Below are 16,146 nucleotides of genomic sequence, written 5' to 3'. Positions count from 1 at the left end.
ATGTTTCGATTAACCAATAAGTTAGCGGTATCGAACTTGATTAAAAACCGCAAACTCTACTATCCTTTTGCGCTGGCTGTTCTCTTAGCAGTCACCGTCACCTATCTCTTTTACTCTCTAACCTTCAATCCCAAAATTTCTGAAATACGTGGAGGGACAACCATTCAAGCTACACTTGGATTTGGGATGTTTGTCGTCACCCTTGCGTCAGCTATTATCGTCCTTTACGCCAATAGTTTTGTTATGAAAAACCGTTCCAAGGAACTGGGGATTTATGGCATGTTGGGATTGGAGAAGCGCCATCTAATCAGTATGACCTTTAAGGAGTTAGTGGTATTTGGGATTCTAACTGTTGGAGCGGGTATCGGTATTGGAGCCTTGTTTGACAAGTTGATTTTCGCTTTCTTGCTCAAACTGATGAAATTGAAGGTTGAGCTGGTCGCTACCTTCCAGATGAAAGTTGTCATTGCAGTACTTGTTGTCTTCGGTTTGATTTTCCTAGGCCTCATGTTCCTAAATGCCCTTCGAATCGCCCGCATGAATGCCCTCCAGCTCTCGCGTGAAAAAGCAAGTGGAGAGAAAAAAGGTCGTTTCCTACCTCTCCAAACTATTCTTGGTTCGATTAGTTTAGGGATTGGCTATTATCTTGCCCTTACGGTAAAAGATCCTCTTACAGCCTTAACAACCTTCTTCCTAGCTGTTTTGCTGGTTATCTTTGGAACTTATCTCTTGTTTAACGCAGGGATTACCGTTTTCCTCCAAATCTTGAAGAAAAATAAGAAATATTACTACCAGCCAAATAACCTGATCTCAGTGTCTAATTTGATTTTCCGTATGAAGAAAAATGCGGTTGGACTAGCAACTATCGCTATCTTGTCAACAATGGTTTTGGTGACCATGTCTGCAGCGACTAGTATTTTCAATGCTTCAGAAAGCTTTAAAAAAGTTCTAAATCCTCATGATTTTGGGGTTTCAGGGCAAAATGTTGAAAAAGAAGATTTGGACAAACTCTTGAGCCAGTTTGCAAGTGACAAAGGTTATAAGATTAAAGAGAAAGAAGTTCTTCGTTACGCTTACTTTGGTGTTGCAAACCAAGAAGGTAGCAAGTTAACCCTTTTTGAAAAAGGACAAAATCGTGTCCAACCCACAACAGTTTTCATGGTATTTGACCAAAAAGATTATGAAAATATGACTGGCCAAAAACTGTCTCTATCAGGAAATGAGGTCGGACTCTTTGCAAAGAATGAGGGAGTTAAAGAACAGAAAGCTCTAACTCTAAATGATCATCAATTTTCTGTCAAAGAAGAATTTACTAAAGATTTCATTGTAAACCATGTTCCAAATCAGTTTAATATTTTGACTGCTGATTACAATTACCTTGTTGTACCTAATTTACAAGCCTTTTTTGACCAATTCCCAGATTCGGCTATCTATAATCAGTTTTACGGTGGTATGAATGTAAATGCCAACGAAGAAGAACAACTCAAGGTCGCTGAAGAATATGATAAATACCTCAATCAGTTTAATGCTCAATTAAACACGGAAGGTAGCTATGTGTATGGTAGCAATCTAGCAGATGCTAGTGCTCAGATGAGTGCCCTCTTTGGTGGTGTCTTCTTTATCGGTATTTTCCTATCCATTATCTTTATGGTCGGAACCGTTCTGGTCATCTATTACAAGCAAATTTCTGAAGGTTATGAAGACCGTGAACGCTTTATTATCTTGCAGAAAGTCGGTTTAGATCAAAAGCAAATCAAGCAAACCATTAACAAACAGGTTTTAACTGTTTTCTTCCTTCCTTTGCTCTTTGCCTTCATACATCTCGCCTTTGCCTACCATATGCTTAGTCTGATTTTAAAAGTGATTGGTGTAATAGATACGACTATGATGTTGACTGTAACCTTGTCTATTTGCGCTATCTTCCTCATCGCCTATGTGCTGATTTTCATGATTACTTCAAGAAGTTATCGTAAGATTGTGCAAATGTAAAAAAAGATACCTCGATATATACTGACCCCCAAAAGTTAGACAATTAATTTATCCAAAGGATTTAGTTCTGTATTGTACAGGGCTAAGTCTTTTTAGTTTGGCTTTGATTCGTTTGTTATAGAAAAATATAGTTAATAATTGCTTTATTAATTTTTTAAAGAACTGCAATTTCTAGTGAAATAACAATGTATTGCCAATTTCAAAATTTTGAGGTTGTATTCAATCATATTTGGAGAATATTAAAATATTTTTAAATTTTTATGATATAATCATGATAGTTAAATATTTTAGAGGAACCCGATAATGAGTGAAATAAAAAGTGTAACATCTTTAGCTGTTCAAAGAGCAACGGCGATTGCAAAAGCTACAGAAAGTCTTGCTAATCTTATAGCAATTGAAAAAGATAATCAGACAACTGTAGCGGGGAATGTAAAAGCTTCCTCTGCAATTGATTTAGCGCAAACTACTGCGAGTCAAATTGGTAATGTATTATCAGCGATGTCAACGAATATTCATAATCTTTCTTCAGCTTTTCATGCTATGGATCAGAAAGTAGCAAACCAATTGTCACGCATTGACGATGCTAGCACGAGGTTTACGTTAAATGGTTAATCGTGATATCATTAATTTAGAGTTATCACTCAAACAAAGAGAAGAATCTCTAAAAGTAAAGAAACGTCATCTATACATTGTACGAGATGAATATGATCAACTTACTAAAAAAAGTAAATTCTTTTTTAGTGAAGTTGCAGAGTTGATGAGTAAATCTGACGATAGTTATTATTTTAAAGATTTAGAATCACAACATCTCCAGGCATCGCAAAAACTTCAAACCTATTTTCAAGAACAGGAAGAGTTACTTAAACAGTCACAAAAACTATTAGAAGTTGATAAAGAACAATTGAAACAATTAGAAAGAGAGGTGAGAGAAAAAAATGGGGGTTGATATGTATTTATGGAAATCCAAGAATCAGGCAAGTAGTACATCAAGAGCACTACAGAATCAAAATCAAGCCTATCAATCTTTACATAAGGCTCTTAATGATTTTTCATCAAACAGTGGAGATTTATCTGGTTTAGCTTATGATTCTGCAAAAGTTTATTGTAGTCAAATATTGATTCCATTAACAAAAGCTTGCATTTTATTAAATGAGGAAATAGAAAAAGCAACATTGAGTCTTCCGGATAAATTCATTAGTGAAGTGGATAGTGTAAGTTTAAGAGAAGATGAGTTGCGTCAAAAAATTGCGCAAGCACATAAAAGTATTGTTTACTATCAGAAACTACGAAACATGGAATATCGTGTGGAACAACCAGACTATTTTTTTATTAATAGTTTAACAGAACATATTGAGATTCAACAGAAAGTCAAACAAAAATTGGAGGATAAGCTTCAAAAACTTTTGACATTTCATAATTCATCATCAGGTCTTTTTTCAAATATAGATGGTCTTTATCAAGTAGTAAGGCAAGGGTTATCTCAAGCAAAAAGCTCTTGGAATGAAGAAACAAAAACATTTGTAATTCCACCTCAAGAGGAATTGATGTGGGTTAAACAGGTCCACGAGTCTTGGGGAAGACGATTGGACAAAGAAAAGTTGAAATCAGGAGAGGGATTAACAATAGAGGACATTGAAGCTTTACTTACCTATGCTCGGTCCCATCCAGAAGAGTTAGTTTCACCTGAGTTGATTCAGCAATTAAAAAGTGCATTAGAGTTAGTTCGAGAGAATTATGATAAAAATAGCACGCAGTTTGACTTACTTGCAACTATAATTGAGCAACTTGGAATAGGGGTTCAACGTTTTGGTGGTTTAGCTACTATTTTAGAAGGAATTAAAGGCCCTAGTACATTTGCTTTAAACGGAGCCTCAACTTCATTTGTTTTAGTTAAACAAACTGGTATAGGTCAAGCTTTGGTTCAAAAAGGTACAAATATAGCGAACTGGGGCAAATGGGGTGGCCGTTCCTTAATGGGAATTGGCTTTGGTCTTGGAATGTATGATGATATTGTTAACAAAGATAAAAGTATTGGTCAGGCAGTTGTGCATAATGGTTTGTCAACAGGGATTGGTTTTGGAGCTGCGGAGCTAACTACAGTAGCTTTAGGAGCATTTTTGGGAAGTAATCCTGTTGGTTGGGCTGCTGTTGGTGTAGCGACTGCATCATTTGCTATTGGAGTTGGAGTTACTTGGTTGTTTAATAAAGCCTATGAAAATAACTTTTTAGGGCTTAAAGATGGTTTAGACACTACAGGGGCATTTTTGGATGATGTAGGGAAAAACGTAGGTCAGGCAATATCAAATAGTGTTGAAAGTGCAAAAAATTGGGCCAGTGAGATGGTAAGTGATGTAGGAAATGCCATTTCAGGTGGGCTAAGTGCCCTTAACCCCTTTGACTAATGAGAAATGATGGAAAAAATTCGTTTTACTTATGGAAATTTTCGTTATTTAGTATTTGAATTCAATCATCAATACTATTTACTTGATAGAAGACCATGTCATTTGAGAGGATATCTTTTTCCACCTATAAATTGGCTTTTCTTTCAACATGTGTATCCCATTACATCGGATGAGTACTGTAAAATAAAAGAAAAAACTGGACGTGCTACAAAACTCACTGTTTCAGCTTCTCTCGGTGCTGGGCTGAGTATCTTTTTATATAATTGGTTACGGGTTAACAAGATTGATATCACTAAGTATTTTGAAACGAATCTTTCAAGTTTTACGAAAGTGGCACTCTTTTTAATGACTTTTCTTTTAACATATGTTCTGGTTGAATTATTTTACTATTCTCGGAAAAGAAGGATGGCCTTCTTGATAGGGCACGAACTTAGGCATTTACAATATTATAAAATTACGCCAGTAAAAATTGACTTTAAACAATTGCTAGGATTTATAGTGGTTATTGGTGGGCTAGCATTTTTTATGCCAATGTATTATTTCTACTCAGGTAACTTACTTTTTGGCTTAATGGCCAATGCAATCATCTTTCTATATTTGTCGGCTTCTAATGTTGCATTTGGAACTGAAAGCCATCACTTATATAAAATAAATGATAAAAAACTAAAATAAGATGTAGCCGATATCAAGATACTCCTCATAGCTTGGGAAAACTCATGTTTTCTTAGATTAGTAAGGATTAAAATGCAAAAAATAAAATTATATTATAAAGGGAATTTTCGATACCTATTATTTCATTATCAGGGGAAACAGTATCTATTAGATAGATCTCCTAAACATTTTCTCGGATATTTCTGTTTGCCTTTAAACTGGTATTTTTATCAGAAAGTTTATGCTATCTCAGATGAAGAACTTTTTAAAATCGAAGAAAAAAACTCTAAGGCGAGCAAATTTATCCTTCCAACATCATTAGCTGCAGGATTGGCAGTTTTTGTGAATGCCTGGGCTCGTATGAATCATATTGATTTATTTGCCAACTTTTATGTGAATTTTTCGATAGTAACTAGTTTGCTTTTAGTAGTTATTGGTTTATTATTGTCTTTTAGTTTGCTTCAGCTTTTATATTCTAAAAAGAAAAAAAGTTTGGAGGAATTACTTAATAGATCATTGGAACAATCTATTTATTTTAAGATAAAACCAGTAAATTCATCGCGTTTTTACGTAAAAATGCTTCTTTTACGAGTATGTTTCTTTGCTTTAGCTCTTATATTTGCCTTAGCTTTTATTTATATAAAAAATGTTGCCATGCTTTTGATAATGATTTTAACAATGTTCATTTCTCTAGCAACCATAAATGTTGCCTTTGCACCTGGAGAAGAACGGGAATATGAGATAGTTGATGTTTTATCAAAGTTGAAATAAAATGTTGTTTTACCTAAATTCAGTGCTATATTTTTTATATTATTGAGATTTATTATTTAAAAAAATAAAATTATTACTTAAATATCGAAAGGAAGAAAAGATTATGTTACCTATTGGAAGTATTGTTTATTTAAAAGATGGAACCCGTAAAATTATGATTCTTAATCGGGGAGCTTTCATTGACAATGATGGAGAAAAAGTAATTTTTGATTATTCAGGATGCATATACCCAGTAGGGCTTGATGCTGAACAAATTTTATATTTTAATAAAGAAAATATTGATAAAGTTCTTTTTAAAGGTTACAGTGATAACGAAGAGGAACGATATCAAGAACTTTATAGTCAGTGGCTCTTAGAAAATGAGAATAATTTTCAAAGGGGCAAGGTCGATTAATAGATTAGCTTCCGTTGAAGCGTTTATCTCTTATAATAGGAGTCGATTTGACATTATTGAGAATACTATCACTTTTAATGATTGATGTTATTGATTAAAATAATTGCAAATAAAGTAAATAACTTTCAACTATTCAGGCGGATGATTTTTTCTGGTAACGTTATAAAATCTTAGAAGACATCAAAACGTTATTAGAAAAACACACATTATAGAATCATTGTCTACGATTGTAGATATAATAAAAGAGAGAATCAAGTTTCTCTCTTTTATTATATCTAAGTAGATGTGAATCTTTTATTTTGTAGGTAGTGCAATTTCATTTAGATATTTCTTATATACTAAATGCTGAAAAGTTGTCCTAGCAGAAAGGTAACTCCCATAGTTAAGAGACCAATAGCAAGGTTCCGAATCATAGCTGTTTTGGTAGGTGCTTTTCCAAGTTTGGCACTAGTGTAACCAGTGAGAAGAAGGGCCACACCGACGATAAGGACGGTAGCAGGGATGCGGTATTCACTTGGGAAAATGGTAATTGAAAGCATTGGTGGTAAGCTACCAAGGAAAAAAGAAATAAAGCTAGAGATAGCAGCATGCCAAGGATTGGTAAACTCTTCATACTCAATCCCATATTTTTCCTCTACCAAAGCCTTGAGCGGATTTTTAAGAAAGGCCTTGTTGGTGAGAAGTTGGGCTGATGTTTCACACTCGCCATTTTGGATATAGGCAGCATAGAGAGATTTTTTAGCTAGTTCCATATCTTGGTCTAGCAAGAGTTGCTCACGCGCAACGGCTGCTTCCTCAGTATCTTTTTGAGTTGAAACGGACACATATTCTCCACCTGCCATCGAAAAGGCACCGGCCAAAATAGCCGCAAATCCTGATAAAAAGATAATCCATATATTGCTCGTAGCACTGGCAACCCCAATAACCACACCAGCGATGGAAATAATCCCATCATTAGCACCAAGAACACCCGCACGCAGGATATTTAAACGACCTGCAAAATTTGAATCGATTTCGTGATTTGTTTCTGACATACTATTCTCCTTTTTATCCAGTATAAAGGAAAGAGGTAATGAAATCAATCTTTTAAAAGTATCTGAAAAAAGTTGCACGATTTTAATTTTACGAGCTTTTTTAAAAGTTAGAAACACCACTAGCTAGTAGAGAAGGATAAAAGAGATGCAAAGCTGATAGACTCGTCCTTTTTCTAGTTATCTATGGTATAATAGGAGGTAGATTTACTAATCGGAGTAAGAAAGATTTTATGATTAAACTAGTAGCAACGGATATGGACGGAACCTTCCTAGATGAGAATGGACGTTTTGATATGGACCGCCTCAAGTCCCTTTTAGCTTCTTACAAGGAAAAAGGGATTTACTTTGCGGTGGCTTCAGGGCGCGGATTTCTATCTCTAGAAAAATTATTTGCTGATGTTCGTGATGACATTATTTTCATCGCGGAAAATGGCAGTTTGGTAGAATATCAAGGTCAGGACTTGTATGAAGCGACTATGTCTCGTGAGTTTTATCTATCAACTTTTGAAATGCTGAAAACTTCACCTTATGTAGATATCAATAAACTGCTCTTGACGGGAAAAAAGGGAGCTTATGTTCTAGATACGGTTGATGAGACCTATTTAAAAGTGAGCCAGCACTATAATGAAAATATCCAAAAAGTAGCGAGTCTGGAAGATATTACAGATGACATTTTCAAATTTACAACCAACTTCACAGAAGAAACGCTAGAAGCTGGGGAGGCTTGGGTCAATGAAAATGTCCCTGGTGTTAAGGCTATGACAACTGGTTTTGAATCCATTGATATTGTTCTGGACTATGTTGATAAGGGTGTGGCCATTGTTGAATTAGTTAAAAAACTTGGTATCACAATGGATCAGGTCATGGCTTTTGGAGACAATCTAAATGACTTGCATATGATGCAGGTTGTGGGACATCCTGTAGCTCCTGAAAATGCACGACCAGAAATTTTAGAATTAGCAGAGACTGTGATTGGTCACCATAAGGACCAGTCGGTTATAGCTTATATGGAGGGCTTATAATGGCAGATATAAAATTGATTGCATTGGACTTGGACGGGACCTTGCTGACTACTGATAAAAGGTTGACGGATCGTACCAAGGCAACTTTGAAAGTTGCGCGTGATCGTGGTATCAAGGTCGTATTGACAACTGGTCGTCCCTTAAAAGCTATGGATTTCTTTCTCCATGAGCTAGGGACTAATGGTCGGGAAGATGAGTATACCATTACTTTTAATGGTGGTTTGGTTCAGAAAAATACAGGTGAAATCCTTGATAAAACAGTCTTTTCATATGATGATGTGGCACGCTTGTATGAGGAAACAGAGAAATTAACACTACCTCTTGATGCCATCTCAGAAGGAACTGTTTATCAAATTCAATCCGACCAAGAAAGTCTTTATGCCAAATTCAATCCAGCTTTGACTTTTATTCCAGTGGACTTTGCAGACCTGTCTAGTCAAATGACTTACAATAAGTGCGTGACTGCCTTTGCTCAAGAACCCTTGGATGCGGCCATTAAGAAGATTTCTCCAGAATTGTTTGATCAATATGAAATCTTTAAATCACGTGAAATGTTGCTAGAGTGGTCACCAAAGAATGTTCACAAAGCAACAGGTTTGGCAAAACTAATCAGCCATCTTGGAATCGACCAAAGCCAAGTTATGGCATGTGGTGACGAGGCCAATGACCTTTCTATGATTGAATGGGCAGGGCTCGGTGTTGCCATGCAAAACGCTGTTCCTGAAGTTAAGGCAGTCGCAAATGTGGTAACTCCTATGACCAATGATGAAGAGGCTGTCGCCTGGGCTATCGAAGAATATGTGCTAAAGGAGAAATAAGATATGGGATTGTTTGACCGTCTATTCGGAAAAAAAGAAGAACCTAAAATCGAAGAAGTTGTAAAAGAAGCTCTGGAAAATCTTGATTTGTCTGAAGATGTTGAGTCTTCTCTTACAGAAGCTGAGGGAATTCTTCAAGAAGTAGCAGAAGTTGCTGAAGAATCTTTGCTCAAAGAAGAGGATAATCAAGACACATTTGAAGAAAGTCTGAATTCAGAGCCAGCTGTAGAGGCTTTTCAAGAAGAAATAGAAGAATTGCCAAACTCAGAAGAAGTCGTAGAGAAAGAGAATCCTGAGCAGGAAGGAACTGTAGAAGAAAATAGTTCTGAAGTGCTTGAACCAGAAATGGCTCAAGTAGAAGAAACTGTTCAGGAAAAATATGACCGCAGTCTTAAGAAAACTCGTACAGGCTTCGGAGCTCGCTTAAATGCCTTCTTTGCTAATTTCCGCTCTGTTGACGAAGAATTTTTCGAGGAATTGGAAGAACTGCTTATCATGAGTGACGTTGGTGTCCAGGTTGCATCTAACTTAACAGAGGAGCTACGCTACGAAGCCAAGCTTGAAAACGCCAAGAAACCTGAAGCACTTCGCCGTGTCATTATCGAGAAATTGGTTGAACTCTACGAAAAGGATGGCAACTACGATGAACAAATCCATTTCCAAGATGGTTTGACAGTTATGCTCTTTGTTGGTGTTAACGGTGTTGGGAAGACAACTTCTATTGGGAAATTAGCTCATCGTTACAAGCAAGCTGGCAAAAAAGTCATGCTAGTAGCAGCAGATACCTTCCGCGCAGGGGCAGTAGCCCAGCTAGCTGAATGGGGTCGTCATGTGGACGTTCCAGTTGTGACTGGACCTGAAAAAGCTGACCCAGCCAGCGTGGTCTTTGACGGTATGGAACGTGCCGTGGCTGAAGGTATTGATATTCTCATGATTGATACCGCTGGTCGTCTGCAAAATAAGGATAACCTCATGGCTGAGTTGGAAAAGATTGGTCGTATTATCAAACGTGTTGTACCAGAAGCACCACATGAAACCTTCTTGGCTCTTGATGCATCAACAGGTCAAAATGCCCTGGTACAGGCCAAAGAATTTTCGAAAATCACACCTTTAACGGGAATTGTTTTGACTAAGATTGATGGAACGGCTCGAGGTGGTGTTGTTCTAGCCATTCGTGAAGAACTCAATATTCCTGTAAAATTGATTGGTTTTGGTGAAAAAATCGATGATATTGGAGAGTTTAACTCAGAAAACTTTATGAAGGGTCTCTTGGAAGGCTTAATTTAATCAGAAGCAAAAATCCTGCAAGCTACAAACTTGCAGGATTTTTTTTATTCTAAACGGCCATCTTGACGATAGGCGATATCTGGTTGCCAAGTCCATTTGGCACCGAATTTTTCAAGTAAGTCAAAGCTTGCTTGAGGTCCCATGCTTCCAGCTTTATAGTCATGAAGTGGAGCACCATTTTTAGCCCAAAGCTCTTCGATACGGTCAATCAACTTCCATGATGCACCAACTTCATCCCAGTGGCTAAAGTTAGTTGAGTTGTTATTTAAGACATCATAAATCAATTTCTCGTATGGTTCTGGAGAGGCACCAGTTGCGGTCGCATCTGTACGGTAATCAAGTGAGTTCGGAGCTAAGTTGAATTCTTCTCCTACTTGCTTCCCATTTAGGCTAAGAGAGAAGCCTTCTGTTGGTTGGATATAGATGGTCAAAATGTTTGGAGCAAGTGGTTCTCCAAAGATAGAATCCATTTGTTTAAAGACGATGTTGACATGAGTTCCTTTTTCAGTCAGACGTTTACCAGTACGGAAGAAGAAAGGAACACCACGGAATCGATCGCTGTCTACAAAGAAGGCACCAGATGCAAAGGTTTCAGTTGTTGATTCTGGATTTACATTTGGCTCGCTACGGTAAGAGATGTATTTCATGCCATCAATCTTACCTGATCGGTATTGACCGCGGATAAAGTGTTCTTTAAGCTCTTCATCAGTTGGATGATAGAGGTTTTTAAAGACCTTAATCTTTTCAGCACGAATCTCGTCTTTTGTGAAGCTTGCTGGCTTATCCATGGCAAGGAGGGAAAGTAGTTGCAAAGTATGGTTTTGTACCATGTCGCGGAGGGCACCAGATTGGTCATAGTAGCCACCACGTTCTTCTACACCCAAGCGCTCTGCAAAGGTAATTTGAACATTGTCAATAAAGTCCTTATTCCAAACATTTTCAAAAATCAGGTTTGCAAAGCGAACTGCAAAGATGCTTTGGATCATTTCCTTACCAAGATAATGGTCGATACGGAAAATTTGTTCTTCGTCAAATGTTGCTAGGAGCTCGTCATTTAACTTGCTTGCAGTTGCGTAATCTGTACCAAATGGCTTCTCAACGATTAAACGTTCAAAACCTTTACCATCCACAATGTTTTCAGACTTGAGGTGTTTGGCAATAGTTCCAAAGAACTGAGGCGCCATAGACAAGAAGAAGAGCTTGTTGTGTTCAGCTTGGTACTTGTCATTTAGTTCAGCCTGCAATTGACGCAAAGCAATGTAGTGTTCTGTATCGTTGACATCATGACTTTGATAGTAGAAGTGACTAGCGAACTCTTGAGCCTGTTCGGTACTATCTGCCAAATCAAGGATCGATTCGACTACAACAGATTCAAAATATTCCTTGCTCCAAGGACGACGAGCAGTTCCAATGACTGCAAAGTGTTCGGAAAGATTGCCGGATTTATATAGTCTAAAAAGGGAAGGGTAGAGCTTGCGTTTAGCCAGGTCTCCACTCGCACCGAAAATTGTAACAATAACCTTAGATGACATCTAGCTACCTAATTTCTATTTTTATTCCTAGTCTTGCTAGGTATGAGGAAATCTCATTTCATAAATTTAATTCTAACATAATTTTCCGAAAAATCAAAAAATCCAATACGAGATAGAAAAAAACTGCAAGGAAATCCTTACAGTTTGAGTTTAGACGTTTAAGACCTTGTCCAAGAACTCTTTCAGACGTGGGTGCTGTGGGTTATCAAAGATTTGATCAGGTGTTCCGTCTTCAAGGAATTCACCATCTGCAGTAAAGATAACGCGGTTGGCAACCTGACGGGCAAATCCCATCTCATGGGTTACGATAATCATGGTCATACCTTGCTCAGCCAATTCTTTCATAACGTTTAGTACGTCTCCAACCATCTCAGGGTCAAGGGCAGAAGTTGGTTCATCAAAGAGCATGATGTCTGGATTCATTGCTAGTCCACGAGCGATAGCCACACGTTGTTTTTGACCACCTGATAGGCTATCTGGATTAGCATTAGCTTTATCTGCTAGCCCAACCTTCTCAAGCAACTCCATTCCCAATTTCTCAGCTTCTTCCCTAGTCATCAACTTGTGCTCGATAGGAGCAAAAGTAATGTTGTCCAATACAGACATATGAGGGAAGAGGTTAAAGTGTTGGAACACCATTCCGATATTTTCACGAACGTGGTCAACGTTGGTTGTTTTTTCAGTTAAGTCATAGCCGTTCACAGTGATGTGACCGCTCGTAACTTCTTCTAGAAGATTAAGGCTACGGAGGAAGGTCGACTTACCAGATCCTGAAGGACCGATGATACAAACAACATCTCCTTCATAGAATTTAGTTGTGATTCCTTTTAGAACCTCATTTTTTCCATAGTGCTTGTGTAAATCATTTACATCAATTTTTAATTTTGCCATTAACGAATCCTCTTTTCTAAGCGTTTCGCTAGTCTAGTCAAAAGTGTGATAATTACAAGATAGAAGATAGCAAGGATTGCATACATCTTGAAACTTTGGTAGTTACGGGCAATGATAATCTTACCAGTTTGGAAGAGTTCAACCAAACCGATAGCAGATACGATGGTTGTATCTTTAAGAGCGATAACGAATTGGTTAACAAAGTTTGGCAACATTAATTTAGTTGCTTGTGGCAAGATAATCTTACGCATGGTTTTTCCATAAGAGATACCCAAGCTTCGGCTGGCTTCCATTTGCCCAACTGGAACGGCCTGAATACCACCACGAACGATTTCAGCGATATAAGCGGCTGCATTGAGAGATAGGGCAATAGTACCAGCTACAAAGTCGTTAATTGGACTTTGTTGGCCTGTGATCGATTCGATGAAATTTGGAATTCCCCAGAAAATGAAGGCTGCAAGAATCATCAATGGAATACCACGGATAACGTCAACGAAAATCTCAGAGATCACACGAAGAGATTTGTAGGGGCTAACGCTAAACATACCGAAGATAATCCCGATAACAATAGCAATAGCAAATGAGATAAGAGCTAGAGCAAGAGTGATACCAAGCCCGCTAAGGAGTTGTTTGTAGTTGTTTTGAAGCAAGCCCCAGATAGTTGTCTCATCAACAGTGCTTGTTGAAGCAGTTGATGATTCGCTAGCTAGATATTTATCAAGAATCTTTTGGAATTCTCCGTTTGCTTTAAGGTTTGCAAGTCCGTTGTTGAACATTTCAATCAATTCTGGATTTGCTCCTTTTTTAACAGCAAAGGCTGTTTCACCGATAGGAGTTCCAGCGATTGGGGTTTTTAATTTTTGACCTTGGCTGATAGAATATTTGAGAACAGGTTCATCATCCATAACGGCATCAATGGCACCAGTGTTTAAACTGTCATACATTGAAGAACCATCAGCAAAAGTTTTGATTTTGTAACCGTATTTGCTTTGATTTTCTGTTAGGAAGGTTTGAGAGGCAGTTCCGTTTTTAACACCAACTGTCTTTCCTTTTAAATCTTCATAAGAAGCAATGGTGCTTGATTCTTTGACACCAAGGATTGTATTAGCAGTGTAGTATGATTCTGAGAAGTCAAAAGTTGCCTTACGAGCATCTGTGACAGACATACCAGCAATGATACCATCAGCTTGTCCAGCTTGAACAGCACTAATAGCGGCATCGAAACCAGGGTTGGTGATTTCAATTTCAAAACCTTGATCTTTAGCGATTGCCTTAATCAAGTCCATATCAATACCAGTAAATTGGTTACTTGAGTTTTGGAACACAAAAGGTGCAAAAGAAGAATCACTGGCAATGATGTATTTAGCTTTAACAGGAGTTGCTTTTAGACCAGCTGCAGTCGTTGTGGTTGGTACTGCTGAAGAAGATGATGCAGTCCATTTCTTGATGATTTTATCAAGACTACCATCTTTTTTCATTTCAGCCAAGGCTTGGTTAAATTCAGTAACCAGGTGCTCGTATTTGCTTCCTTTTTTAACACCGAAAGCAAAACTTCCTACAGCTTCACCATCCATTTCAATATGGAGGTCTTGACCTTGGTTAATGGCATACTCGATAACAGGTTTGTCATCCATCATAGCATCGATAGCACCAGCAGCCAAGCTGTTGTTCATCAAATCACCAGTATCAAATGTTTTAATAGTAAAGCCGTATTTGTCTTTGATACTTTCAAGGAAACGTTGAGCGGCTGTTCCGTTTTTAACACCAACGGTTTTACCAGTTAATTGGTCGTACTTGCTAATCTTGTGTGCCTTTGTAGTAGCAATGACAACTTTTGTATCATAGTAAGTATCAGACATGGTGAAAACTTTTTCACGTTCTGCAGTTTTTGTCATTCCTGCCATGATAGCGTCAGCTTGACCAGCTTGAACTGCATTCACAGCTGCGTCAAATCCAGGATAGGACATCTGAATGTTCCATCCTTTAATCTCAGCGACTTTATTGATAATGTCAACATCAATTCCTTTATAAGTTTGATCTGAATCTTTAAACTCAAAAGGTGCATAGGCGGTATCAGACACAATCTTAATCGTCTCTGCTTTTGCAATACCTAATGAGAAAATTGGGAATAAAATTAGCAAAAATGCTAGAAATTTTTTCTTCATTTTTAGTCTCCTTTTCCGAATATTTTCCCATTATATCAGAAAAAACTAAAAAATGCAAATTTAGGGACTTTTATGTTAGAAGATATAACATAAAAACCCTTTATTTCTTTCTTGAACTGCTACCACAAAGTGCTATAATAATAGTATATAATAGAAGAAAAGAGGACAGGAATATGAAGAACAAAAGAATATTTAAAGACTTCCAAGCTTCTCAAATGCGGTTAAACATTTACACAAGCCCCTTGTTAGCCTTTGCTTTTGTCTTCATAGGAGAGTTTGTGGCTTATACTCTGTATGGTATTAGTTTGTTAGCTCTCATCGGACTTGCTAGAAATTTTGGAGAGGCTGGTCAAGCTTTTGCTACCTACTTGCAGACTTTGCAGCAGAGCATGATGGATAAAACAAGTGATTTTCATTTAATTTTAGAATTGCTGGCCTTTGGTTTTATTCTCAACACTGTGTTCAGATGGACTAGAAAAGTTGAGAAAAGACCTATTCGAACCTTGGGATTTTATAGAGAAAATTTCCTCAGCAGTCTTCTGAAAGGATTTGGGCTAGGTCTGGCACTTTTTCTTCTGACCTTGTTAGGTTTAGTAGCATTAGGGCAATATCGTTTTGAGTCCATTCATTTGAATCCTTATTCGCTTGCCTTTGTCATTTTTACCATTCCATTTTGGATTTTACAGGGGACAGCAGAAGAAGTGGTATCCCGTGCTTGGCTCCTTCCTCAATTGGCATCAAGAACCAATCTAAAACTTGCTGTTCTTATATCTAGCCTGTTCTTTACCCTGCTTCATATGGGCAATTCGGGTCTCACACCTCTATCTCTAGTGAATCTCTTTTTATTCGGAGTTGCCATGTCACTTTACCTCCTCAAAACCGATACAGTTTGGGGTGTAGCAGGTATTCATGGAGCCTGGAATTTTGCTCAGGGTAATCTCTTTGGGATTTTAGTTAGTGGTCAACCATCCGGAACGTCTCTGATGACCTTTTTTCCACAAGGCGATCAAGGCTGGCTATCAGGTGGTTCTTTTGGCATAGAAGGTTCTATCATGACAAGTCTAGTTTTGTTACTGCTGATTCTCTATCTCGCTAATAAATTAAAGAAAGAAAATGAAAGGATGTGACTTAGGTCCGTCCTTTTCTTCGTGAAAATGTTACAAGTATGCTAAAATAGGAATAGCACATCG

15 protein-coding genes are annotated in these 16,146 nt (G+C 37.6%); 11 read left to right on the top strand and 4 right to left on the bottom strand.

What is annotated here, in order from left to right; genetic code table 11:
• The 7 genes from SK578_RS06620 to SK578_RS06590 all read left to right on the top strand — a co-directional run bounded on the left by SK578_RS06620 (position 1) and on the right by SK578_RS06590 (position 6,207).
• Positions 1 to 1,989, top strand: coding sequence for an ABC transporter permease (locus SK578_RS06620; RefSeq protein ID WP_042751258.1), 1,989 nt, complete (start codon positions 1 to 3; stop codon positions 1,987 to 1,989).
• A 303-nt stretch (positions 1,990 to 2,292) separates the two neighbouring features.
• Positions 2,293 to 2,601 (top strand): TIGR04197 family type VII secretion effector, encoded by a 309-nt coding sequence (locus SK578_RS06615; protein WP_004269706.1) that lies wholly within the window; start codon positions 2,293 to 2,295, stop codon positions 2,599 to 2,601.
• Positions 2,594 to 2,935 carry a hypothetical protein gene (locus SK578_RS06610; RefSeq protein WP_004269707.1) on the top strand — a complete coding sequence of 114 codons (342 nt, stop codon included), beginning with the start codon at positions 2,594 to 2,596 and terminating at the stop codon, positions 2,933 to 2,935. The genes SK578_RS06615 and SK578_RS06610 overlap by 8 nt, the downstream gene beginning before the upstream one ends.
• Positions 2,925 to 4,391 carry an LXG domain-containing protein gene (locus tag SK578_RS06605; protein WP_080709985.1) on the top strand — a complete coding sequence of 489 codons (1,467 nt, stop codon included), beginning with the start codon at positions 2,925 to 2,927 and terminating at the stop codon, positions 4,389 to 4,391. The genes SK578_RS06610 and SK578_RS06605 overlap by 11 nt, the downstream gene beginning before the upstream one ends.
• A gap of 9 nt (positions 4,392 to 4,400) precedes the next feature.
• Positions 4,401 to 5,063, top strand: a complete 663-nt coding sequence (locus SK578_RS06600; protein ID WP_042751257.1) for a DUF443 domain-containing protein — start codon at positions 4,401 to 4,403, stop codon at positions 5,061 to 5,063.
• Between the two features lie 72 nt (positions 5,064 to 5,135).
• Entirely contained in the window at positions 5,136 to 5,813 is a 678-nt protein-coding gene (locus SK578_RS06595; protein WP_004269710.1) for a DUF443 family protein, read from the top strand.
• 103 nt (positions 5,814 to 5,916) lie between these two features.
• Positions 5,917 to 6,207 carry a DUF4176 domain-containing protein gene (locus SK578_RS06590; RefSeq protein ID WP_004269711.1) on the top strand — a complete coding sequence of 97 codons (291 nt, stop codon included), beginning with the start codon at positions 5,917 to 5,919 and terminating at the stop codon, positions 6,205 to 6,207.
• A 338-nt stretch (positions 6,208 to 6,545) separates the two neighbouring features.
• Here the strand turns inward: SK578_RS06590 and SK578_RS06585 are convergent, their stop codons facing one another.
• Positions 6,546 to 7,241: a VIT1/CCC1 transporter family protein gene (locus tag SK578_RS06585; protein ID WP_025173172.1), complete on the bottom strand. Its 696-nt coding sequence runs from the start codon at positions 7,239 to 7,241 to the stop codon at positions 6,546 to 6,548.
• Between the two features lie 230 nt (positions 7,242 to 7,471).
• Here SK578_RS06585 and SK578_RS06580 point away from each other — a divergent pair, with 230 nt between their 5' ends.
• The 3 genes from SK578_RS06580 to ftsY are packed head-to-tail and all read left to right on the top strand — an operon-like array spanning position 7,472 to position 10,368.
• On the top strand, positions 7,472 to 8,263 hold the full coding sequence (locus SK578_RS06580; protein WP_042751256.1) for a Cof-type HAD-IIB family hydrolase: 792 nt from the start codon (positions 7,472 to 7,474) through the stop codon (positions 8,261 to 8,263).
• Positions 8,263 to 9,081: a Cof-type HAD-IIB family hydrolase gene (locus SK578_RS06575; protein WP_042751255.1), complete on the top strand. Its 819-nt coding sequence runs from the start codon at positions 8,263 to 8,265 to the stop codon at positions 9,079 to 9,081. The genes SK578_RS06580 and SK578_RS06575 overlap by 1 nt, the downstream gene beginning before the upstream one ends.
• Before the next feature lie 3 nt (positions 9,082 to 9,084).
• Complete coding sequence (ftsY, locus tag SK578_RS06570; RefSeq protein ID WP_042751254.1) at positions 9,085 to 10,368, top strand: signal recognition particle-docking protein FtsY; 1,284 nt, start codon at positions 9,085 to 9,087, stop codon at positions 10,366 to 10,368.
• A gap of 44 nt (positions 10,369 to 10,412) precedes the next feature.
• Here the strand turns inward: ftsY and zwf are convergent, their stop codons facing one another.
• From zwf to SK578_RS06555, 3 genes are all read right to left on the bottom strand, one after another.
• On the bottom strand, positions 10,413 to 11,900 hold the full coding sequence (zwf, locus tag SK578_RS06565) for a glucose-6-phosphate dehydrogenase (RefSeq protein WP_042751253.1): 1,488 nt from the start codon (positions 11,898 to 11,900) through the stop codon (positions 10,413 to 10,415).
• 150 nt (positions 11,901 to 12,050) lie between these two features.
• The gene (locus tag SK578_RS06560; RefSeq protein ID WP_023946889.1) at positions 12,051 to 12,791 is read right to left on the bottom strand and encodes an amino acid ABC transporter ATP-binding protein; all 741 of its coding nucleotides are present in this window, start codon (positions 12,789 to 12,791) and stop codon (positions 12,051 to 12,053) included.
• Positions 12,791 to 14,956, bottom strand: a complete 2,166-nt coding sequence (locus SK578_RS06555; protein ID WP_023946888.1) for an ABC transporter substrate-binding protein/permease — start codon at positions 14,954 to 14,956, stop codon at positions 12,791 to 12,793. Before SK578_RS06555 ends, SK578_RS06560 begins: the two co-directional genes overlap by 1 nt.
• A gap of 173 nt (positions 14,957 to 15,129) precedes the next feature.
• On the opposite strand from SK578_RS06555, the gene SK578_RS06550 reads away from it, so the two are divergent.
• Complete coding sequence (locus SK578_RS06550) at positions 15,130 to 16,083, top strand: CPBP family intramembrane glutamic endopeptidase (protein WP_042751252.1); 954 nt, start codon at positions 15,130 to 15,132, stop codon at positions 16,081 to 16,083.
• Positions 16,084 to 16,146: the final 63 nt, after the last annotated feature.

The organism is Streptococcus mitis (assembly GCF_000722755.1).
In the GTDB taxonomy this organism is placed as follows: domain Bacteria; phylum Bacillota; class Bacilli; order Lactobacillales; family Streptococcaceae; genus Streptococcus; species Streptococcus mitis_CM.
This window is presented reverse-complemented; position numbering and strand designations above follow the sequence as displayed.